Annotated in this window: 17 protein-coding genes and 1 pseudogene; 13 read left to right on the forward strand and 5 right to left on the reverse strand. The window is 31.9% G+C overall.

Going from position 1 to position 22,855, the window contains the following annotated elements:
* The first annotated feature begins 223 nt into the window (after window positions 1-223).
* From K8L98_RS07355 to K8L98_RS07370, 4 genes are all read left to right on the forward strand, one after another.
* Complete coding sequence (locus tag K8L98_RS07355) at window positions 224-3,259, forward strand: efflux RND transporter permease subunit (RefSeq protein ID WP_223440797.1); 3,036 nt, start codon at window positions 224-226, stop codon at window positions 3,257-3,259.
* A gap of 125 nt (window positions 3,260-3,384) precedes the next feature.
* Window positions 3,385-3,576, forward strand: coding sequence for a DUF1272 domain-containing protein (locus K8L98_RS07360; RefSeq protein ID WP_223440798.1), 192 nt, complete (start codon window positions 3,385-3,387; stop codon window positions 3,574-3,576).
* Between the two features lie 77 nt (window positions 3,577-3,653).
* The gene (locus K8L98_RS07365; protein WP_223440799.1) at window positions 3,654-4,205 is read left to right on the forward strand and encodes a hypothetical protein; all 552 of its coding nucleotides are present in this window, start codon (window positions 3,654-3,656) and stop codon (window positions 4,203-4,205) included.
* A gap of 106 nt (window positions 4,206-4,311) precedes the next feature.
* The gene (locus tag K8L98_RS07370) at window positions 4,312-4,503 is read left to right on the forward strand and encodes a hypothetical protein (protein WP_223440800.1); all 192 of its coding nucleotides are present in this window, start codon (window positions 4,312-4,314) and stop codon (window positions 4,501-4,503) included.
* 141 nt (window positions 4,504-4,644) lie between these two features.
* On the opposite strand, the gene K8L98_RS07375 is transcribed toward K8L98_RS07370, so the two are convergent.
* The 4 genes from K8L98_RS07375 to K8L98_RS26550 form a co-directional block, all read right to left on the reverse strand.
* Window positions 4,645-4,815: a DUF3934 family protein gene (locus K8L98_RS07375; RefSeq protein ID WP_223440801.1), complete on the reverse strand. Its 171-nt coding sequence runs from the start codon at window positions 4,813-4,815 to the stop codon at window positions 4,645-4,647.
* 120 nt (window positions 4,816-4,935) lie between these two features.
* On the reverse strand, window positions 4,936-5,871 hold the full coding sequence (locus tag K8L98_RS07380) for a DHH family phosphoesterase (RefSeq protein ID WP_223440802.1): 936 nt from the start codon (window positions 5,869-5,871) through the stop codon (window positions 4,936-4,938).
* A 32-nt stretch (window positions 5,872-5,903) separates the two neighbouring features.
* Window positions 5,904-6,191: a hypothetical protein gene (locus K8L98_RS07385; protein WP_223440803.1), complete on the reverse strand. Its 288-nt coding sequence runs from the start codon at window positions 6,189-6,191 to the stop codon at window positions 5,904-5,906.
* Window positions 6,192-6,209: 18 nt separating this feature from the next.
* On the reverse strand, window positions 6,210-6,335 hold the full coding sequence (locus tag K8L98_RS26550; RefSeq protein WP_275976744.1) for a hypothetical protein: 126 nt from the start codon (window positions 6,333-6,335) through the stop codon (window positions 6,210-6,212).
* Window positions 6,336-6,398: 63 nt separating this feature from the next.
* Between K8L98_RS26550 and K8L98_RS07390 the strand changes: the two are divergent.
* A pseudogene (locus tag K8L98_RS07390) lies at window positions 6,399-7,150 on the forward strand (DUF3427 domain-containing protein).
* Window positions 7,151-7,155: 5 nt separating this feature from the next.
* Here the strand turns inward: K8L98_RS07390 and K8L98_RS07395 are convergent.
* A complete protein-coding gene (locus tag K8L98_RS07395; RefSeq protein ID WP_223440805.1) occupies window positions 7,156-7,566 on the reverse strand; it encodes a (deoxy)nucleoside triphosphate pyrophosphohydrolase in 411 nt (136 codons plus the stop codon).
* A 258-nt stretch (window positions 7,567-7,824) separates the two neighbouring features.
* Between K8L98_RS07395 and K8L98_RS07400 the strand changes: the two genes are divergently transcribed.
* The 8 genes from K8L98_RS07400 to K8L98_RS07435 all read left to right on the forward strand — a co-directional run bounded on the left by K8L98_RS07400 (window position 7,825) and on the right by K8L98_RS07435 (window position 22,843).
* Window positions 7,825-8,049, forward strand: coding sequence for a hypothetical protein (locus tag K8L98_RS07400; protein ID WP_223440806.1), 225 nt, complete (start codon window positions 7,825-7,827; stop codon window positions 8,047-8,049).
* Entirely contained in the window at window positions 8,046-8,936 is an 891-nt protein-coding gene (locus K8L98_RS07405) for a hypothetical protein (RefSeq protein WP_223440807.1), read from the forward strand. The genes K8L98_RS07400 and K8L98_RS07405 overlap by 4 nt, the downstream gene beginning before the upstream one ends.
* The gene (locus K8L98_RS07410; protein WP_223440808.1) at window positions 8,923-10,059 is read left to right on the forward strand and encodes a hypothetical protein; all 1,137 of its coding nucleotides are present in this window, start codon (window positions 8,923-8,925) and stop codon (window positions 10,057-10,059) included. Before K8L98_RS07405 ends, K8L98_RS07410 begins: the two co-directional genes overlap by 14 nt.
* A gap of 3 nt (window positions 10,060-10,062) precedes the next feature.
* Complete coding sequence (locus K8L98_RS07415; protein WP_223440809.1) at window positions 10,063-11,751, forward strand: hypothetical protein; 1,689 nt, start codon at window positions 10,063-10,065, stop codon at window positions 11,749-11,751.
* Window positions 11,752-11,765: 14 nt separating this feature from the next.
* On the forward strand, window positions 11,766-13,325 hold the full coding sequence (locus K8L98_RS07420; RefSeq protein ID WP_223440810.1) for a hypothetical protein: 1,560 nt from the start codon (window positions 11,766-11,768) through the stop codon (window positions 13,323-13,325).
* Window positions 13,322-18,418, forward strand: coding sequence for an FtsK/SpoIIIE domain-containing protein (locus K8L98_RS07425; RefSeq protein ID WP_223440811.1), 5,097 nt, complete (start codon window positions 13,322-13,324; stop codon window positions 18,416-18,418). The genes K8L98_RS07420 and K8L98_RS07425 overlap by 4 nt, the downstream gene beginning before the upstream one ends.
* Window positions 18,419-18,523: 105 nt before the next feature.
* Window positions 18,524-19,399 (forward strand): DUF4007 family protein, encoded by an 876-nt coding sequence (locus K8L98_RS07430; protein ID WP_223440813.1) that lies wholly within the window; start codon window positions 18,524-18,526, stop codon window positions 19,397-19,399.
* Window positions 19,400-22,843 (forward strand): hypothetical protein, encoded by a 3,444-nt coding sequence (locus K8L98_RS07435; protein ID WP_223440814.1) that lies wholly within the window; start codon window positions 19,400-19,402, stop codon window positions 22,841-22,843.
* Window positions 22,844-22,855 lie beyond the last annotated feature (12 nt).

Genomic DNA, 22,855 nt, shown 5'->3' on the forward strand with positions numbered 1-22,855 from the left:
ACTTCCACCTATTATAACAAGTTTAATTAAACCGTCTACCCCTAATTTGAAAATAATTTTAGATTTTATTTTACTGATAGTATCCCCCGTTATTTATAGATAAATTGTAAAGGGTGCGAATAAGTAATTTTTACTAATCATTAACAAAAATTTACACCTAATTTCCAAATTCTGTTGTATATTTATGGAGTATGTCTATTTCATATTGTTGGGGGATAAGCAAATGTCTATTTTAACCAAGTTCTCGTTAAAAAATCGGGCAGCGATTGTTATCATGGTGTTTCTGGTAACAGTACTCGGTGTGTATTCGGGTTCCCGTCTGCCGATGGAGCTGCTGCCGAGCGTGGATGCACCGATGATTACGGTCACCACGTTTGGTGAGGGAATGGATGCCGAGACGGTTACCGAAGAGATAACGGAACCGCTTGAACGTCAATTGAAAAATGGTACGTATCTTGACAGCATGACTTCTTCAACAAGTGAAGGAATCTCCATGATTACGCTTAATTACACGTCAGAAGCCGACATGAAAGAGGCTGCTTCAGAGGCTGAAAAGCTGATCAATCAAGTTCAGCTGCCGCAGAACACAGGAAAGCCGGTTGTGTCTCAGCTTAACTTCTCGATGATTCCGCTTGCTCAGGTGGCACTTGAATCTGAAGAGGGATTTTCGAAAGCAGATGAAGATCGGATTGAAGAAGAAATAAAAACGAAATTTGAAGACATAGATGGTGTATCCAGCGTCACGTTTTACGGAAAGTCCATTTCGGAGCTTTCTGTTAAAATCGATCCGGAAAAAATGAAAGAAAAGAAAGTGTCTGCCGAACAGCTGATGATGGCTCTGCAATCTCAAAATGCATCGATTCCTGCTGGAGAAATTGCAGTGGACGGTAAATCAAATGCCGTCAGGGTGCTCGGGGAAGTAACAGACAAAACACAAATAGAGAATGCGATACTTGCACAAGATACAAAAATAAAAGATATTGCGGATGTTTCCATTCGTCAGTTTTACGAAGCAGATGCAAGGTTAAATGGTAAAGAAGCACTGGTTTTGGTTATTTTTAAAGAAGCAAGCAAAAACGCTGTTGAAATTGGAAAAGAAGTCGACCGGAAAGCCGAAGAATTAAACGATATCTATAAAGATGATTTCTCCATCCGCACGGTTCAAAATACAGCAGAGGATGTTGAAGGCGCCGTGCTTGGCATGGCAAAGGAAGTGGCGATTGGGGCAATCGCTGCAACGCTTATCATTCTGCTGTTTTTAAGAAACATCCGAACAACCTTAATTGCGGTCGTCAGTATTCCGCTGTCGATTCTAATTACACTGTTCTTACTTGATCAATCAAACATTACGCTAAATATTTTAACCCTTGGCGGATTAGCCGTTGCGGTCGGACGATTAGTCGATGACAGCATTGTTGTTATTGAAAATATTTACCGCCGCATTCAGACTGAAGGCTTGTCAAAAGAAGTCATTCTAAGTGGAACGAAAGAGGTTTCTACTGCGATTACGTCTTCAACGCTTACGACAATCGCAGTCTTCCTGCCGATTGGTCTTGTTGGCGGTTCGATTGGAGAAATCATGACTCCGCTGATCTTGTCAGTCGTCTATTCGATCCTTGCATCCTTGCTTGTCGCATTAACAGTAGTACCGCTGTTAAGCTTTGTCCTTTTAAAGAAGGTGAAGCAGAAGGAGCATCAGCCGTCTGCTAAGTATATATCTATTTTGAAATGGTCATTGAATCATAAATGGATTGTTTTAGGTGCCGCGTTGATCATTTTTGTTGGATCCATTTTCACCTTCAATTCGATTCCGCAGGCCAGTGTTAACAGTCAGTCTGAATCGTTCGTAAATGTCTCCTTAACTTACCCGGCAGATTTTGATTTAGAAGATGCCAAAGAAAAAGCAGGGGAATTTGAGCAGGAATTATTAAAAGAAGATAAGCTCAAGGATTTATTTTTCCAGATGGGCTCTACAGCAGAAGATGCAAAATACGGTCAGGTTTTATCTGAAAAACAAGCGAATTATTCTGTGATTTTTGAAAAAGGAAAAGATGTTGAAGCATTTTTAGAAATGATCAAGGAAAAAAATGAAGAGTATGCTCCAGGCAAAATTGAAGGAACTCAGTTCTCATTTGGCAGCTTTGGCGGAGGAAATGGCATTCAGCTGAACGTGACGGCATCAAATGAGGATGACCTTGCAGAAGCAGGAAAGCTTGCTGCAGCAGAACTTGCGAAGATCGAGGGAATCGAAAAAGTCAAAAGCAACTACGAAGAATTGAAAAACGAATGGATTGTCAATGTGAACCAGGAAAAAGCGTCTGCACTGGGCTTAAGTCCAGTACAAATCGGCCAGCAGGTCCGCGCCATGCTGAATAAAACGCCGCTTGGCCAAATAAAAGTCGGCGAAGAGCAGCTCCAAGCTGTGATCGAATACGATGATATAACCTTTTCGACAACTAAACAAGTCCTCGATACGTACGTCACTTCACCTATTGCCGGACCTGTACAACTCAAACAAGTAGCTGAGATTGAAGAACGGGAAATTAAAACACAGGTGTATCATCAGGATGGAAAAGAAACGATTCAAATTTCAGGTGAAATCAGTGCCGACGACTTAAAAGCGGCAGGAATGAAAATCGATCAAATGACAAAAGAAATCGACCTCCCGGAAGGTGCATCCGTCTCCATTTCAGGCGCTACTGAATCGATGCAGGACGATTTCACTGATCTCTTTAAAATGATGGGAATCGCTGTATTAGTCGTGTACCTCATCATGGTCGTCACCTTCGGCCAGGCAAGAGCGCCATTTGCGATTCTGTTCTCGCTGCCGCTTGCTGCAGTGGGAGGTATTCTGGGACTCGTCGTCTCACAGACACCAGTTGACATCAATGCCTTGCTCGGAGCTTTAATGCTGATTGGCATCGTGGTAACAAACGCCATCGTCTTAATCGAACGCGTCCAGCAAAACCGCGAAAAAGGACTCGACGCCAGAGAAGCACTGTTAGAAGCGGGATCCACTAGGCTGCGCCCGATTATCATGACGGCCGTAACAACAATCGTAGCCTTAACACCAATGATTTTCAGTGCAACAGAAGCTGCCAGCATGGTCTCAAGAAGCTTAGCAGTAGTTGTAATTGGGGGACTAATCGTATCCACTGCCCTAACATTGGTAGTTGTGCCGGTTATGTATGAACTGCTGGCGAAAATGGGGAGAAGAAAGAAGAAGAATAAAGATGTTGCAGAGGATATTGGGGTTTAAGAAATATAAGAACACAGAGGTGCAGACTTTTAGGTCTGCCCTCTGTTTTTTACCTAAAAAAGAAAATATGGTATATAATTGGGAAAAGAAGGATTTTCTAATTCTAATAGGAGAGGGTTTTCAAAATGGCACTGGAAATGAGATCAGTATGTGAAAAATGTTCTGCAAATCTTCATAACAAATCAGATGCTTACATCTGTACATATGAATGCACATTCTGCCATACATGTACGGAAGAAATGGAATTTGTCTGCCCAAATTGCGGGGGAGAGCTTGTGAAGCGGCCGAGGAGCGGAAAAGCTGTTTTGGCTGAATGAAAAACTATTTAGAAAAACAAAGAACAGTCAACATCTCACTTTTCTTTGTTTTTACTGGCTGGTAAGGGGGTGCCGAAGTGATTGGCTTGTTAATTATAGGGTGTGAAATTGGATTTTGGGTCTTTGTTCTAGCGGGTTTAGTCGCAAGGTATCTATTGAAAAAGAAGAAGCTTGGAGCGTTTCTGCTGATCTGTACACCAGTAGTTGATTTGGTGCTGCTGGCAGCAACCGTGCTTGATTTAAAAAACGGGGCGACTGCGACAATGGTACATGGAATTGCAGCCATTTATATTGGAATCAGTATTGCTTTCGGCCATGGGATGATCAACTGGGCAGATCAGCATTTTGCCTACCGGTTTGCAAATGGAGAGAAACCGCCGAAGAAAATCAAATACGGAACCGAGCATGCACGACGTGAAAGAGAAGGATGGTTCCGCCATCTCCTTGCCTGGATAATTGGTGCAACTTTTCTCGGGGCAATTATTCTCTACATCAACAACGGACAGCAGACAGAACAGCTGCTTAAAACTCTTCAGCTTTGGACCCTAGTCCTTGGACTTGATTTTCTCATCAGCTTCAGCTACACCTTATTCCCGAAAAAAGAACCGTATAGGGGAAGAGACATGTAAATGAAAAACGGTTTGCTTTTCTCATAAGAAAGCAGGCCTTTTTAGCATGATACAAATTACCATAGGCATAGGGTTAAGTAAAAGCTTCTAAAAAGGGCTGATCAACTTGAAGCGAAATCCTTATGTTCCGCTGATTGCAGGATTGAGTCTGATTTTTTTCGTTTATGTGATTGTCAATACAATGAAACATGTAAGAGTCTATCTCGTATACAGCTCGGGCCTCGGTCCGTTTATCATTGGCGGATTGCTGCTGGCAGTGATTTTAGTTTTAATTGTGAAGGGAAGCAGTTACCGATGAAAAAAAAGATCGGACCTTTAATGGGATCGGTCTTTTTTTATTGTGGTGGCATCCCGGCTCTATTCTTTTTTATTCGGCATCTCTTTAAGACTGCAGTAAATAAAAAAAGACCCAAAAAGGATCCATGCGCTGTTATTCATTTTATTCTTTTGAGCCTTTTCCATCGTCCTGCTGTTTCGTGCCCTTACTCGTATAGGGCTTAAAGCTCTTCTTTTTATTGGCGCTTGCCTGCCAGCGGTTCCAGCCCTTTTTGCCTGTTCCTCCGCCTGTCCCGCCTTTACTGCTCTTCGTTTTAGCTTTAGCTTTACCCATACTATCACTCCATTATGATTGAACGCTGAATTGCAGCGTGTCTATTTTAAGTGTATTAGTACTACACTACCACAAACCACAGGTTCTATGTAAAAACCAAAAATAGTTCCAATATTCGGTTTAAGTTTTACCATTCAAAGCTTCAATCACTTCATCCGCTTTTTTCCAGGAATCAATCGATGCTCCTGCTGCGAAAGAGTGACCGCCGCCGCCAAACGTACGGGCGATGTCATCAATCGGAATATTCCTTGAACGGATTCTTACACGAATTTCATTCGGATATTCAATAAACAAGACCCAGATTCTCACTCGTGCCATCGAAGACAGGACATTCACAAGATTAGCCGCTTCCGCACGGTCCACCCCATAAGCAGCCAATTTTTCATCCGTTAAATAAATATAGGCAACTCCATGATCCGTCACCTTAAAAGTCATTAAAATCGCCTCGCGAAGACGAGAAACACCGCTGCTTTTCTTATTCAAATGATTATGAATCCGTTCAGGCTGAAAATGAAACTTCCTCAATGCCTTTACAGCCATCAAAGTACGCGGTGAAGCAGTGCCATTCAGCAAACGGCCAGTATCCCCAATAATCCCGGTATACAAAGCTCCGGCTACTTCTTTATTCATACTAAAAACTTCAGGATACTCCAAAAACAAATCAATAAGCATCTCACTGGCCGAGCTGTATGAAGGATCTACCCATGAGAGATCACCGTATGGTTCATGGTCAGGATGATGATCGATTTTTATCAGCATGGCTCCTTTTGAAAATCGCTGGTCACAAATACGAGACGTATCAGCCGTGTCACAGACAATAACTAAAGCTTCTTTATATACTTCATCTGGGATGAAGTCCATCGTATTGATGAAGAGAAGACTTTTCTCATCGTTGCCGGCTGCGTAAATGTTTTTGTCAGGGAAAGAAAGTTGAAGCGTTCTCTGCAATCCTGCCTGGGATCCCATGGCGTCGAGATCGGGGTTGATGTGGCGGTGGATGATGATGGTGGAGTGCTTTTGTATAGCATCTACTATTCCTTTTTGTACTGTTTCCAAGTCATCATCTCCTTTAAACCTTTATAAGTTCCTTACTTTTTTTCATCCATTTCTTTCTTAATTGCATCCACATATTGTTTTGCATCAAGCAAAGACAAGCCCAAAGCGTCACGTACCGCTTTCACTGCACGAACATCTTTCCCTTCATGCAATAGCTTGCGTATGTCATCATCTACTGGATTGACCTGTACATCTCCGTTTATGGAAAGCTGATCAATCTTAACTTTCATACTTTTAATCTGATTTTCAAGTGCTTTAATTCTGCTGGAAGTGACCATGTAGATGAAAAGCAGAATCACGATGATTATGGCATATTCCATTGATAACCCTCCTGTATTTTATAATGGAATATCGACACCCTCATTAAAAATATCCACGGTGAAAATAACTTCTAACTCATCTTCGTCGATTTCTAATCGTTTCATGAAATAGGAGCGCTCGTCAATGGAATTCGCTCCCGACAAAGCTACACTGCTATAATGCTTCCATTAAAGAGAATATACGAATTTGTAATAATAAAAGATTTAATGGAAAATGAAACGATATCTTTAGATCGTGCAAAGATAGAAATCTTGAAATATGTGTCTGAAGTTTATGAAGATAGTGTTTTTCATGCGTTTGAAAGCTTAAATCATGCGTATTTTGACAGCGTTCAAAAAAAGAGTAAGTTGAAACTGGTTGATTTAGAACATGGGATCCTTCGTAAAACAACAAGTTTTTCAAAAGTGCTAAATAATCCTGAGTACAGAAGATTTATTGAGGATATCGTAAATTATGGCCTTTTTCGATATGAAAAGGAATTTAAGAACACGGATTACGGGATTCCACATTTTAAGTTATACGAACAGTATCAAATGATAGATGCAGCTCTCTTATCCAATTATCGAAAGATCCACAGTTCATTTAGAGGATCTGGATTATTGACAAACGGAAACGATTATTTTCTCTTTATCGACTTGCATAAAGAAGATAATATCAAAGAAAGCATCAATTATCAGGACAAACTAATAAACGAAAAACATTCCAGTGGCAGACACCAAACAGTACGAGCCAAAGCTCTGAACGTGGGAAGAATATCATATTCAATGCGTCGAGGGGCATTAACCTTCATTTGTTCTTGAGAAAATATAAAGAAATCGATGGAAAAGTAGAACCCTATATTTATATAGGCAAGGGAGACGTATTTGAATACGAGGGGGAAAAACCAATAACCGTTCAAATAGAATTAGAACACAAACTACCAGGACCTCTTTATACTGAATTCGTAGTAAAAGTATAGTCTTCTCAACTTGAGAAGACTATTTTTTCATTTATTAACGCTTCAACTGCTGGAATATCGGCTGGAGCCCACTTCAATGAAGCAAGATTTTCACGCTTGAGCCAAATCAGTTTAGAATGCTCACTTGGAGCAGGAGCTCCATCCGTAATCTTAGCCTTGATACACAGAAGCGTAATGTTAAACGTGTCATATTCATGAGTGTGTTCATGAAATAAACCATCAGTAACAATCGTACATCCCAATTCTTCATCAATCTCTCGAATCAAAGCAGAATGGATATCTTCATCCTTCTCTACCTTTCCACCAGGAAACTCCCACAAGTTCGGAATGGCCATCTCTGGAGACCTTAAAGCGCAGAGGATTTCGTTTTGATCGTTTTCGATGATTGATGCGACAACTTTTAGTGATTTTTTCAAGGTGGAATCCTCCCTTAACTTATTTATTTTATTATCATTATACTTAATTTTAATGATTATATAAAAATGAAGTATAGATTTAAGTTGGTAATAAGCACTTAGACCTAAATTCTAATAAGACTTTTGATTATTTACTCCTGATTCAGTAATTAATTTATAGTTTTTAATGATTAACTAAAAGAAAATTATTCAAATAAAATAGAATATAATACCATTATCTTATGCTATAATACTTATTGCAGAAAGGCGGGTTTTAGAGTGGAGAAAATATTTCAAGATATAGAAAATATCTTTTCTGATATTGATAATCTTTTAAAAGTAGAGATTGATTTAAAAAAAGAAGTTGAAAAAAAAGTGATCGATAATTTTAAAGAATGCAATACAGAAAAAATGGAAGTGATTCATAATAATATTACTCCAATTTGTACATCAATAAACAACTTGAAAAATCTAAAAGATGAATGGAGCTCTTATTTAAGATGATGAAATTTAAGGGATTAGAATTAAGGTTTATTGATTTACTTAAAATTGCATTTTATCTATCTTCGAGATCACTAACAATTTCAGATTTAAATAAGTTTTTTAAAATAGAAATGAATATTGAAATTAATCAGAATATTTTCAAGAACCTCCTTAATAAGTACCTTAAAAAAGGTTACATTGAGAAAACTAGTTCATTATTATATATGAAATACCAAAGTATTTCCGATTTAGATAATTTGTATAATGAATTAAAAAATAATAAAGATAGTTATCCTATTTCAAATGCCACATCATTTTATGATGGTAACAAAATATCCCTATTGAACCTCATTCAAAGGGATAGTAGATTTTTAATGTTAAGTGGTAATAAAAGTATAATATTGTCAGAATGGGAAATTGTTAATGATGATGTATATCAATTATTAGAAGAAAATGAAATCTCTTATTTACATTTAGATTATATATATAATGAGATCTGCAATAATTCAGTAGGTTTAAATAAAGTCTTTTTACTAGAATATGATAAAAGGTTCATACTTAGCAATGATAAAGAGACTGTTAGCATAAAAATTGAGGATAAGGCTGAAACACCATTCTCCTTTATAAATGAGAACTTCTTTTTAGACGAACTATTAAGTTCTACAGAAAGTAAAATTGATGAAATATATAATAAAATTAATAATCTAGTAAATGTACTAGAAAAAGTTCAACAAGAAAATAAGCTCAAATTAATTGAAATCTTTGAAGCTGAAGAAAACATTTTAGATGTTAATGAAAAAACTGAACAAGTTAACCAACTTATTAATAAAAACTCAATAATAAATAATTTACTTAAAAGTAACTCTTTAGCAGAAATACTTAAAGGTGATTTAATTGAAACAAAATAAAGAAATTAAATCACAATATACTTTGTTTATTGAACGTTTGTTAAGTAATCTTAATAATCTTTCACATAGTAAAGATAACCCTTTTTTTATATTAGATGAAAATAAATGTGAACTCTATTATTTTGAAAAAACAAGAAAAATTGTCTGCTTAAAGTATGATTCAAATTGCAACGAAATTTTATATAGTCCTGAATTATTATTATTATTTAAATCGATATATCCAAATAATGACCATATATTAGTGAATAAAGAATTTATTTCAGTTAAATTCAATTATTCGGAAGTGAATATGAGTTATCTCCAGGATTACAATAATATTTATTCATTATTTCTTGAATCTTACTTACTATTTCAAGATCAGATTTTAAATAATTTAAATAATTATTTTGAACAGAAAATTATTGAATTATTTTGGGAAGGCTCATTTAATAAAATAAACAATTTTATCAATGAAAATAAAGAAATATTACATGAAATTTTTCAATATAAATTCTCGGAATTATTTATTAATGTAAATCTTGATAATAGAGATATTTCAAACATAGTTTGCTCCAGTGTAAGTGAGAGTATCCAAAAAAAATTAGAGCAATACTTGCAATATATAATCATTCCTTTATCATTGGAACAAAATATATTAAATAGAAGTAATTACATAAAAATTGCCAATAACATACAGGCTGATTATTACTATTACTTCAATACTTTTGAAACTAGAGGAAAATTAATAGCTTCTTTAGTAAGTGTCTATATGGATAATACTAAGAAAATACCTAATGAAAGCGCTTTACAGCTGAGGGTTATCTTCGAAAATGAGTTATCAAATGACTCATTTGGTATTTTGTTTTTTAGAGAAATTATGAATGCAATTAATTATGAAGGTCTTTTTTCAATTAACGTTATGCGCTCAAGATTCAGGTTAAGTGTTTCAAAGAAATTGGACAATCCAATTGAAAGATTCAACGTAATTTTGATTAAACTTATAGAGCATAAAATAGTTCAGATTACAAAGATTGGTAGTAAAGAATATGGGCAATTTTCAAAAGTATTTTATGAAGAGTCTAATATTCACGAGGAGCTAAACATTATATATGCATATCTAAAAAAACGTATAAAGGAGAGTTAGCTTTTGAACGGTAATCCATTTGTAGACTATTTAGATCAATTTAACGTATTGTCTCCTAATCATTCAAAGATTTATGATGAATACTCATATGATAAAGGTGAAAAATCATATACTTTTAAAATTGAAACAAAAGTAGAAGATTATTTAATTAATATTCTAAAAAAATCTGGACAAAGTTTTATTTTAACTGGTAATGCAGGCGATGGAAAGACCCGCCTATGTCGATCTATTTTTAATTACTTTAGTAGTGAAGATTTAAAAAATTGGCCTAATTCAGGTATTCGCGAGGTTTCAACGGAACATGGCACATTGAGAATTGTGAAAGACCTTTCTGAACTAAAAGAGGATAAGATCTTTGAGGAATTGTTAAGACTACAAGAGTATATTATGAATGATCATAAAGATCGCGTTTATTATTTAATTGCTGCAAACGAGGGAAAGCTAACAAAGTTTTTATCGCAAAAAAGTGAATTATCACACCTAAAAGAACAAGTTAAATTACGTTTTAAAGATAGTATTAATAACAATAATGTATTTAATATCATTAACCTTATTGATGTCACTTCTTCAATTTATGTAGAAAAGGTCCTCGAAGAGTGGAATAAAGAAAAGAATTGGGTGCCATGTAATTCTTGTCCTAAAATAAATACATGTATTATTAATTTAAACCATAAAAAAACTTCTAAAATTGATGTCAAAAATAGACTAGTTGAACAATATAGATTGTTAGATTTTTTAAGTACACATATAACAATGCGTGAAATGTTGATTCATATCAGCTATATTCTAACAGGCGGCTATAAGTGTACTGATATAATCAATGGAAATTATAATGAACTGAAACTTCAAATTAACAAACCGTATTACCAAAATTTTTACGGACATGAGATTGAACACGAAGCATTTTCAGAGATGAGAGCATTAAAACTTTTCAGAGAATTAGATCCTGGATCAAACTCGAATTCAAATATTGATGATTTTATACTTAATGGTGATATTAGTGGGAACGAAATACTTGAAGAATATCATTTAAATCTTTTCAATAATGATCTTGATCTTTACTTAGGTTACTTCAAAAAACGTTTGGAAATTTATAGAGACCATAACAAAGAAAGTAATGACAAATTAATTGAAGAGTGGATATCAAAGCTTAGAAGGAAATTTTATTTCGAATTTCCTCAAGAAGATTTGTTTAATAGAAAAAGTTTAATTCCTTTTCAATATTTTGAAGAGTATAGCTTACTATTTGAAAGTGGTTTAAAACAAGCCCAAGTTAAAAAAGATCTAATAAATGGTCTTAATCGAGCATTTTCCAAAAGGCTAGTATTAGCGAACTCTCCTCTTTATGCAACATCAGAAAATTTAATGATTCATTCATCTTATTCAGCAAATCAAGTGAAATTAATTGAAGATAAAAACAGAGAAGACGTAGATCATATACCATCAAAATTCAGTCTAATTGTGAATGACAATAATGTATTACCTATGGATTTACATGTATTTGAATATTTAAAGCGTTTAAGTTCTGGTGATACTCATAATATTTTAAGGGAAGATGTTGAAATATTATTAGATACTTTTAAAAATGAAATAATAAAGACTAGTAAACCAGACCAATATATTCTTAACGTTTTGCGTGCAGATAAAGACAGAGGATTATATGTCCAAGATGAGATTGAAATCTTTGATTGAGGGAGAGGAATAAAGTGAAAAATTTGGATGATTTTTCTTCAAAACTTTCTGCTAAAATATGGGGACATCGTTTTAAAGACGGTCAACGTGGTCCTGAGTATGTTTTAGAGTTTCTAAATGTGCTATTTGGTACTAACTATGCTTTAGATGCAGATGGTTATAACAGAAATAAGGCGGAAAATTTAAGAAAGTTTATTTTTGAAGGAGTTAAAGAAGGTAGCAAGAGAGACACTGCTAAATTAAAAGATGAACAAAAAAGGATATTATATGAAAAAATTTCCAACGAGAATAAGGTAGAAGTTATAAGAGAATTCTTTAGGAATTTAGAAGTACCATTAGTAGACGGTAGAGGTAAGGAAGCAGATCGTTCTTGGTATGCTCGTTCACTATACCCATTACACGAAAGCTTATTATTTTTTGAATTACGTGTGAAAAGTGGTAGTCCGGCATCTTATGAAAGAAATTTCTTTGCACGAGGTGGAGAACTATATTACTTAATGATTTCATATGGAACTGAAAAAAATCCAAAATTAAGAAATGAAATTGAAAGTCGTTTCAAAGAATTATTAACAAAGAATAACTCAATTGGGAAAATAGTTGATTCTATTCAAAGTGCGTTAGGCGATTCAAAAAATACTGATGTTACATATCCATTAAAACAATCAATAAATAGCAAAGAATACCCCCACCTTCCACTGACAGAATCTGATCTTTTTGACTCATTTGCAATAGAACTTAATGATGTTTTATCACTAGATATTGATACGTATGACATGTTTAAATTACTTATTAGTTTAACTTGTTTTCAATTAATGAGATATATGTACGAACAATCTAAAATTGAAGAAAGTTATCAAATTCAATACTTTTTCGATTGCTTAGATGGTAAAAACGAACAAATTCAAAAACTATCATCAAAAACATTTAAAAACAATGAGTTATTAGTAAAAAATAAATTTGAACATTACTTTAATGAGCAATTCCATGAACTCATTGGAAATGAGAAAAATGTAAAAACAAATCTTTCTATGTGGAAAGAAAATCCAGAAGAGTTCGTTAATATAATGAATTTACAAAAGCTCCAATCAAGGAAAAAAAGAGTAATTAATACTTTAGCAAAATGTAATACTTATGAAGATGTAACATCAAAACTATTTAACGTAGTAAACGAAGTGATATCAGATTCTCTAAAACGTCATCAATTATCTATAATACGAACTTTAGCGAGAGATGGGGGAATAGGTAATTTTAAGTCCGGATCTAATTATCGTTACATTATGACAGATGATTTTCTACAAACTCTAGTATTTATAAATGTTAGGCCTAATGAATCAATAGAATTTAGTGATTTTATTTCACGATTATATAATAGTTATGGGTTTGTAATAGGGGAAGTTCAAGCACGAAAAAGTGGGCTTTATAAGGAATCTAAGTTAAACATTAGTTATTATCAAAAAAATGAGCTAGCACTTAGAGAAAAACTTAGGAAAAATGGTTTGTTAGTAGAATATTCAGACGCGACTGCAATGATTCATAATCCATACGATTTAGCGGAAGGTGTGGCTATAGTATGAAAAGTGATAAACTTTTAGCTTTATGGATTAACAGATTAATAGTTGATCATTTTAAAGCTCAGAAAAAAGATTTTACTGAAAAACTATTTATTAAAATTACAGGCTTAACAAATAATAATATAGAAGAACTACTCATTCAAACAAGAAAAAATATGACAACTTTTAAGGAATATTACGATCCCATTATAAGAACTGTTAAAAATATAGAGGGTTTTGAAGAATTCTCTTTTAGAGACTATGAAACAAGTACTTGGTTAAGAAATAACACTAAATATAACCAAGCTTTTATCCTAATAATTAATGATCTTACACCGGAAGGTCAGAGTCTTGAAAATCTTTTTACTATTGATGAGTCTTCCTTATTAACAGGGTTAGGATTAAGTTCATTATATAATGTACTATCTGAAAGCAGCAAAGTTGCAGCGGATGAAATTGAGCATATTGAAACTTTTATGGAGATGTATAAAAGTATTTCTGAACCGCAATTAATGAGTATTCTAAATTTTATTACTCATATATTAAATGATCAGGGACCTTCTGTAGTAGAAAAAATTCAAAAAAATCTTCCTTATTTGAACTTGTTTTCAGACAGTAAACTAAAAATTAATATATTGGAAAGTTCTCGTTTGAAAAGGAATTATCTATTAGCTAATTTACAAATAAAAGATTCAGATCAAGAAAAAATACAAAATAACTTATATTCATTTATTGATAAGGAAGAGTTAAATCAATGGCCTGATGAGATATGGCAAACAAAATCAGTTGATGAGTTAACTAATGAAATAATAGGATTCTTAAATCAAAATTCTACTTCTTTTTTATTTAACGATTTTGATTTTGTTCAGAAGATTACAGAATTTAAAAATGGACCATCTACAATAAAAAGTGAGATTGAAGAGGTATATATTAATAACCAGTCTACATTTGATGAAAATGGTAAGCGTGAGTTTGAGGAAGGGCTAAATGAAGTAGTTTGTGGAAATAACCCTGAAGCAATACAAGATTTCGTTGAAGAATTTGAAGATTTATTAAATCAGAAAAAAGGTTTGGTAAAAAAACTTAATCGTTTAATTGAAAAACTAAGAAATCCATCAATTTATGAAGATATTAATCACGCTTTAATGAGAGAGGTTTTTTCTCTTATCGAAGAAGAGAGCAATAACTCAAAGATTTCTGATTCAACCTTTGAATTAGAAATTGTTACCCCGAAATCACCAGAGAACGTTGTAAGTATACTGAAAGTTTATTTAACGAATATAAAAAGCGTTATACCAAGAATAAACTTTATTATTGATTCGTTACCTGAAGTTGATAATTCAGTAAAGGATACTGATGTGAATTTTAAATTAACGCATAAGATTGAAGATGCCGATGTATCAAATAAGAAATTTAAGGTTACAACTTTTAACAACTTGAACTTATATTCCTTCAGCCAGTTAGTAAAAGATAATAAAGTACCATACTTAGTTAATTATGCTGAAAATGAAATAGAGTTAATAGATATCATGACAAATGTTCAAGATAGAGTTAAGCATTATTTAAGTTCAGGTACACCTAATATAAAAGAGAATTTAGATAAATTCAAACTTTTTTTAGAGCAGTACACTGAAATACTACACTCTATATTTGAAAACGGAGTCTTTTCCATTGATTATAAAAGCTTAGAAATAATCTTAGAAAAAATCCTGGAAAATTTATATTCATCATCTATTGTTTCACAACAAATCTTACAATGTATAAATTTAATTGGGGCTACAGATTTCTATGATAATAAAAAAGGAGAATCTGGAATACCAGTTTCCAGAATCTTAACAATTTTAAATCCTATAAGGTTATTAGCTTATATTAAAAGATATGAAGAAATCTCTTTAATTATTGATGAATGGCTAATAAATGCTAGTAAGAACATATTAGAAGTAGAAAAACTAGATGAGTACCTTGAATTTATGTTAGGAAAATCAAAACATTTAGCTCCTAGATACTTTTCAAGCTACGGAGATGAATCTTTCTTAATTGAAAAATCTGAAGTTTTAGGTGAAGGCTCATTTATTTTAAATACTAAACCGGCTAATAATACAGATTACATTTCGAATGAATTATCTGAAGAACTAGTTAAAACTACAAAAAATTATTTAGAAGTTTATCCTTACGCAAAAGATGGGATGGATATTCTTCTTCTTCATTGCCATAGCAGTGATGTAATTATTAAATGTGTAGACTCCTTATTCTCCAAAACTAAGATTAAGAAGTTGAGATTGACAGTACACAGTGAATCTGCAGCTAAATTACACAATCAACTAAATAAGTGGCTGCAACAAAAGGAAGAGTACACCAAACCTGATATCGGAAGTAAGTTCCCTAAATTGGAAATCGGTGTAATATCGGGCCGTAGTGCAAGTGAGATATTTACCCAGATAGATAAAAAAATGTCTGACTCTGATTTAGTTATTTTAGCAGACTACTTTGGACAAAGTAATCAGATAAGATATAACTTTGAACGAATAAAACCTAAACTATCTTTAAATTGGTTTGAGACTTTATATAAAGAACCACTTAAAGATGACGAAGCTGTAAAAAGAATTAGTTATGTTAGTGAACACTTACCTAAAGTTTTGCAATTATATTATCAAATGCAATATATAGTTCAAACTAATGCAATGCCAGATAAAGATGAAATTAACGTGCTTAAAAACATTATTTCTATTACAAATATTAATCATAGTTCTTTAATTGATTTTATGCACAGGAAATTTAATTGGGTAATGATCTTAGATAGGTATTTAGACAAGACCCTTTTAACTAAAACTTCTTCAGAGGCTAATATTATTCAATATAAACCTAAAGCTGCTGGCCAAAATAGTGAGTTTAAATTAATTGTTTCTTCATCGAAATATATTAAAAAAATCAGTGAGAAAACTTCAGATTTTGCATATTATGATCGACTTCATCGGAAATTAGTATCTATTTTAAAGAATGAGAATATTTCTAGAGATATTGTTATTGATTCTGTAAATAAAGTAAAAGATATTTCAGGTTCATTAGTGTTAAAGGTAATAGGTAGAGGGAAATATGCACATGAGATGTTAGCAACATACTTATCAACAATAAAAAGATCCAATCAATCAGTCGATAAATTGCAAATTTGGTCTATTTGTGATGATTTACCTTGGTTTGCAAATAATAAAAGACGCCCTGATTTGGTATTAACCACGATTTGCAAAGAGCAAAATAATATAAAAATAAATTTTGAATTGATTGAATTGAAATTTATTAACCACAATATTTTTGATAAAGAAAGATTCGACGCATTAAAACAAGTTAAGAGTGGATTAAATCTATATAATAAATTGTTTTCTTTATCAAAGACACAACTTGACACAAATTATTGGAGATCTGAACTAGTTCAATATCTTGTTGAAAGAAGTGCATATCCTCCAAATCATGTTCATTTAATCAAAGATTTGCAACATACAGATCTGGAGAATATTGAAGTTACAATTAGCGGCAGTGTTGATGCTTATTGTTATACTTCTAATTTAACAAACTATAATTTTGAAAAAGTAGACGATGGAATATTTAAAGAAGAACTAGAACCTAGTATAAACAATTATATGTATGCAAGGTCTTACATTCTTAAGGAATTACAAACAGATGAGGCAGTAATCCCGAATTATGAAGATGTTGACACTTTATACTCATTACAAGAATCTCTTAAACAATCTATAGGAACTATCTCAAGAAATGATGAAACTGAAACAGAAGAAGTTGATAAGGCAGTAGATTTTTCTAATGAACAGAAAATAAGTACCGATGATTTTTCAGAGATAAATAATATTGAAGATTCTAAGAATATTGGTGATTTTGACAATGTAGTTAGTAAATCTAATGAAGAGAATATAGGTGAACTTTATACACTTGAAGAAAATAATATGGATTTCCCAGAAGCAATCGCTCTTGCAGGTTTAAGCTTCAATTACGAAGATATACAAGGTAATAGTGAAGAGCTGAAAGATATGTATATTAGAAAATTAAAATATAGTTTTAATCAAAATGGTATACATATTTCTATCAAAGATTCAATAATAGGATCAAGTGTAATCCGATTAATAATTTCTTTACCGCATGACTTATCCGCAAATAAAATATTATCTAAAACTAAGGATATACAATTATGGTTAGGTCTTAATTCAGAACCGCATATTTTTATTAATAAACAAGGTATGAATATTGACATCATTCGAGAGACACCAGAAACTATTTATTTTGAAAAGTTCATGCAATTAACTAGAAACCAAATTCAAAATGAAGTTTCTAATGTAAATTTAATAGCTCCACTAGGTCTAGACCCTCTAAATAACGTGATATATATGGATTTTTCAAGTTCAATGTCACCTCATCTATTAACTGGAGGTACTACTGGAAGCGGTAAAAGTGTAACGTTAAATTCAATTATTTTAGGTATGATGTGCTTATATTCACCTGAGCAATTACAATTTATCTTTATAGATCCTAAAAAGGTAGAATTTACTATATATCAAGAAAAAAAACATACAATGAATGTTATTACAGAACTAAATGAATCAGTGAATATTTTAAATGAATTAGTAAATGAGATGGAATCAAGATATACAAAATTCGCAAAAGAAGGGGTGACTAATCTAGAAGAATATATTACAGAAGTAAAAATACAATTGCCTAGGTTAGTACTAGTATTTGATGAATTTGCAGATTTTATGACTCAAGATGGGGACATGAAAAAACAAGTGGAAAATTCAATCTTAAGATTAGGTCAAAAAGCTCGAGCAGCTGGTATCCATTTGATTATTTGTACACAAAATCCTCGTGCGGACATAATAAATACAAACATTAGAAATAATTTAGGAGCACGCTTGGCTTTAAGAGCAGCAGATGCTAATGCTTCTAATATTATACTAGATGAATCAGGAGCAGAAAATTTGGCAGGAAAAGGAGATTTCCTTGCTAAAATACACGGCAACATTGATAGAGGAAAAAGTCCATTTCTTACCACTCAAGTTAGAAGAGCTTTATTAAATTATTTTAAAAAAGTTGAACAACATTCACATCAAAATTAGCATCATATATGATATTGCATCTAGAATTTGTCTAGATGCCTTCTTTTGCAATTAATTTTTCACTGGATATAAACTACCAGTAGAAATAGAAGGGTGTAATTACCTATGGGATACGGTCAACATCAAAGTTTCTATCTAAGAGATAGATGGCTCAATAAGGCAATAAAACATTTAAAAGATAATGAAAGATTATTTTATGACAAAGATGCTTTTGAGGAAATGGGATTAGGTAAAAATATGGTTCAATCTCTACGATATTGGGTAGTTGCTACAGGTGTAGTTCATGAGAAACTAAATATTGAAAGAAAAAAAATACATCATATAACACCACTAGGGCAACTAATTTTTAAATATGACAAGTTCTTGAAATATAATGATACGGCTTCAATTTTACACTATGAAATGGTTAATAAAAGAGAGCCGAGCACTTCTTGGTTTTGGTTTTTCAATATTTTAAACGAAACATTAATCAGTAGAGATAATCTTCAAGACGAATTAATTGAATGGGTTAGTAAAAATGAAAATAAAGGTATCTCTGATCGTTCATTAAAAAGAGATATAGATTGTTTAATAAAGTTGTATACAGCTGGACAAAATTCTAATGACCCTGAGGAAGTAATACAAAGTCCTCTAAATAAATTAGGATTATTGGAAGAAAAAAGAGGCTTAATAATTAAACGAAGCTTATCCGAGGATGATATAGGTTTATCGGCACTCATGTATATTCTTTTAGATTTTAAAAGTAAATTTGATACAGAAAATATTAGCGTTGATGATCTAGTACAAAAAAGCGGGCTTTGGGGAAAAGTATTTAATATGAGTAGAACATCAATAGTAAATGCTTTAAACAAATTAAATAACCATAATAAATTTCCTTTAAAATTCATTAGAACTAATAATTTGGATTTAATTAGAATTCCTGATGTTTCTCCATTAGAGTTTTTAGAGTATGAGTATCTTTTAAAAAATGGGGTTAAATAGATGAAGGTTTTAGATAGTAATTTTAAAACAAGTGTAAATGTTAAGTTTGACTTAGGTAAAAAAGAATTCGTAAAGAGGTACCTGCCTACACCATCCCATGCGGAATCACTGCTTGGTTTATTACAAGGATTTAACTCTAAAAAATCTTTAAAATCACATATGATCATAGGCCCATATGGAACCGGAAAGTCTCTTATAGCAACAATAGTAGGAGGCCTCGTCTCTAAGAAAATCGATAACTCTACTTTCAATGTCTTAGTGAGAAAGTATGAAAAAGTTCATGAAGGTATCTATACAGAACTAAATAAAATAAAAGATAATGATATAACGTATTTAACTGTTGCTTTAAATGGGAATGAAGGTCGTTTTAGATATGCAATCTTAGATTCAATAATTCGTACATTAAATGAAAATAAAGTAGATATAATTTTACCAGGCCAATACGGTAAGATCATACAAACGATTGATTTATGGAAACAGGAATTTCCTCAAACCTATAGAGAATTTAAAAAGAAATTAAAAGAAGAAAAGAAAGATTTGCAACTTTGGAGATTAGAAATACTAAATAGAAATAAAGATGAAATAGAATGGTTTATGCAGGTATATCCAACTCTTTCAGCAGGTGCTGAATTTTTCATTGACTTTAAGGAAGATTTTATAGGACAGCTGTCATTTGTCTTACAAGAATTAAAAAAACTAAATATTGGACTTTTCATTGTATATGATGAATTCGGAAGAATGCTTCAAACATTAGATTCTCTACAAGTACATGAAACAATGCAAGACATACAGGATATGGCTGAGTTAATTGATCACACATCACTTAATCTGCATTTTTTATTAATTACTCATAAAAATCTGTCTCAATATTTTAACCTGTTAAATGATGAGTATAAGAAAGAATTTAATCGTATAGAAAAAAGATTTAGAAGTTACTATGTAGAAAGTGATAGTTCAACTTTTTTAAGGATTGCAGAAAGCTTTATTCAGGATGGCTATCCAACAAAAGTAGTGAATAATGGTATCGAGAAAATTGTAAATAGTTTGCGTAAATACCCTTTGTTTCCTGAATTAAACCAGCAGGAAATAGAAAAAATCGTAATTGAAGGAACTTATCCAATTCATCCAGTAACTCTTTTTTTGTTGCCATATTTATCAAGCGCATTTGGGCAAAATCAGAGAACACTTTTTACATTCTTAGAAAGTAACGAGACAAGTGGGCTTCAAAATCATATGAATAAAACAGGTAAATACTATCTTCCCTCCGAATTATTTGAGTATTTTTTTCCTGCTATTCACAATATTGATACTAGTAATGAAGATTTTAGAGAGTTGAAAATTTATAAGAAGATAATAAATAAAACTCCAGAAATAAATAATGATAAGGAGAAATCTTCAATATTAAAATTAATTACTCTCTGGCAGTTAGCAGGTTTAAATTCTAAGTTTAAACTTGATTCTGAGTTTCTTGAATTTTCATTAGGAATACGTAATAAAGTATTAGGACAACTATTACTAGATTTATCTATGATTAAAGCAATTAGATATAATCGTGTTTTGGGATATTGGGAATTAATGGAGGGGAGTTCATTCTTCCTTGATGAATTAATAAAAGATAAACTTCCTACTATTTCATATAACAATCGCAATAAAATTGTTGTATTAGATAAATGTCTAGCTAAAAAGTTTTACTTGTCAAATGATTATAATGACACTAAAAGCATGACTAGATATGCAGAAGTTCAATTCATATTTAGCTCTGAGATATTAGATACTACTATCGATTATGAAGAATTACGAAATAGTAAAAACTCAGATATGATTGTATTCTATATATTATTAGAGTCTCAACAAGACTATGAAAAATTATTAAGTAACCCACACCTAATGAATAATGATTATTGTCTGTTTTGTATATCAAATAATTTATTCACGTCAATAGAACTCCAAACACTTGAATATTTAGCGATTGAAAATCTATTACTAGATCAAGAATTAATGAGCCAGGATAAGAACTTAAAAGATGAGTTGAATTTAAAGAAAGAGGATTTAGTTTTTATTTTTAATGATTTCTTAAACACATATTATTCTTATGATAATAAAACTACTTGGCTTTATAAAAATAGAGTTATTAACATAGAAAGTGAAATTGGATTAGAAAAGATTTTAAGTCAAACTATGTTTGAAAAATACCCTAATACAATTGAAGTAAGGAATGATTCTTTTAATAGAAGAAAAATCAACAATACTCAGAGAAATGCTGGATATAAAGTATTAGATCATATTATTAATGATTACTCAAAACAAGACATTGGTATTGAAGGGCAAGGTCCTGATTATCTTATCTATGCAACGATTTTTAAGAATAATAAGTTTTATCCAAACTCATTAGATAAAATTCAATCTGATGATATAAAAAAGTTAAGAAAAGAACTAATAAATTACTTAGAGCAAAACAACTCAGGAAATTTAATAGACTTTGTAAAGATTATGAGTAATGAGCCTTTTGGGATAAGAGAACCACTAATTCCAATCTTTTTAGTGTCTCTTTTAAGAGACAAGTGGGATCAACTAATGTTTTATAGAAACGATATGTACGTATCTGGAATTAATGGCGAGAAACTATACAAAATGGTTGAAGAAGCTAGTGAATATTCATTTGTTTATTATAATTTCAAAGAAGAATTTGAAGAATTTTTTGTCGGAATAGAAAGAATGTTTAATGAGTTTGAAAATGGTTTAGTGAAAAATAAACCTAGAATAATTAGAATTAATAATGCTATCTTGACTTGGTTAAGGAATTTACCTAGAGTAACTCAAATCACAGACAACCTAAATAGTGATTTGCTCTGGTTAAAAAATAACATTAAGAAAAGTGAAATTAATCCGCAGGAAAGCTTAACTGAACTTTACTCAAGATACTCTAATAATTTGTCAGAATTAAAAAATCATAGACTACAATTAGAAAGTTATTTTAATGAGTTTAAATTAGATTTGAAGAAATTCATTTTAACTTTATTTAATGTGAATAGTTTTGAAGAACTTTATAAACGGGTTAAAGAGCAAACTCCAGAAATAAAAAAGAAAAATAAACTAGCCAATTCAATTATAAAAATAAATGATAAACATAAATGGATAGATGCTTTTGCAATAAGTTTTTTAGGCATTGAAATTGAAGCGTGGTCAGACACAACTACAGAAATGTTTAAAAGGCAATTAAAAGTAGAATTCGATTCTATTAAGCAAACAGATCAAATAAATGATAAAAATATCCAAATTATATATAATGGTAATGTAAAATATATTAATACAGTTGAACTATCAACAAAGTCCCAGACTATTTACAATAATGTTTCAAGAATGATAAATAATGCTGGAAGAAATGTACCTAAAGAAGAAGTTGAATATATGATATATAAATTAATGGAAGATTTTGTAGAGTAAGGCGGTGTTTTC

Origin of the sequence: Metabacillus dongyingensis, from assembly GCF_019933155.2 — a bacterium.
GTDB lineage: Bacteria > Bacillota > Bacilli > Bacillales > Bacillaceae > Bacillus_P > Bacillus_P dongyingensis.

What these genes read in the sequence shown, in the direction of transcription:
- K8L98_RS07355 (WP_223440797.1), top strand. Translation starts at nt 224, where the DNA reads ATGTCTATTTTAACCAAGTTCTCGTTAAAAAATCGGGCAGCGATTGTT.
- K8L98_RS07360 (WP_223440798.1), top strand. Translation starts at nt 3,385, where the DNA reads ATGGCACTGGAAATGAGATCAGTATGTGAAAAATGTTCTGCAAATCTT.
- K8L98_RS07375 (WP_223440801.1), bottom strand. Translation starts at nt 4,815, where the DNA reads ATGGGTAAAGCTAAAGCTAAAACGAAGAGCAGTAAAGGCGGGACAGGC.
- K8L98_RS07385 (WP_223440803.1), bottom strand. Translation starts at nt 6,191, where the DNA reads ATGGAATATGCCATAATCATCGTGATTCTGCTTTTCATCTACATGGTC.
- K8L98_RS07405 (WP_223440807.1), top strand. Translation starts at nt 8,046, where the DNA reads ATGATGAAATTTAAGGGATTAGAATTAAGGTTTATTGATTTACTTAAA.
- K8L98_RS07425 (WP_223440811.1), top strand. Translation starts at nt 13,322, where the DNA reads ATGAAAAGTGATAAACTTTTAGCTTTATGGATTAACAGATTAATAGTT.
- K8L98_RS07430 (WP_223440813.1), top strand. Translation starts at nt 18,524, where the DNA reads ATGGGATACGGTCAACATCAAAGTTTCTATCTAAGAGATAGATGGCTC.
- K8L98_RS07435 (WP_223440814.1), top strand. Translation starts at nt 19,400, where the DNA reads ATGAAGGTTTTAGATAGTAATTTTAAAACAAGTGTAAATGTTAAGTTT.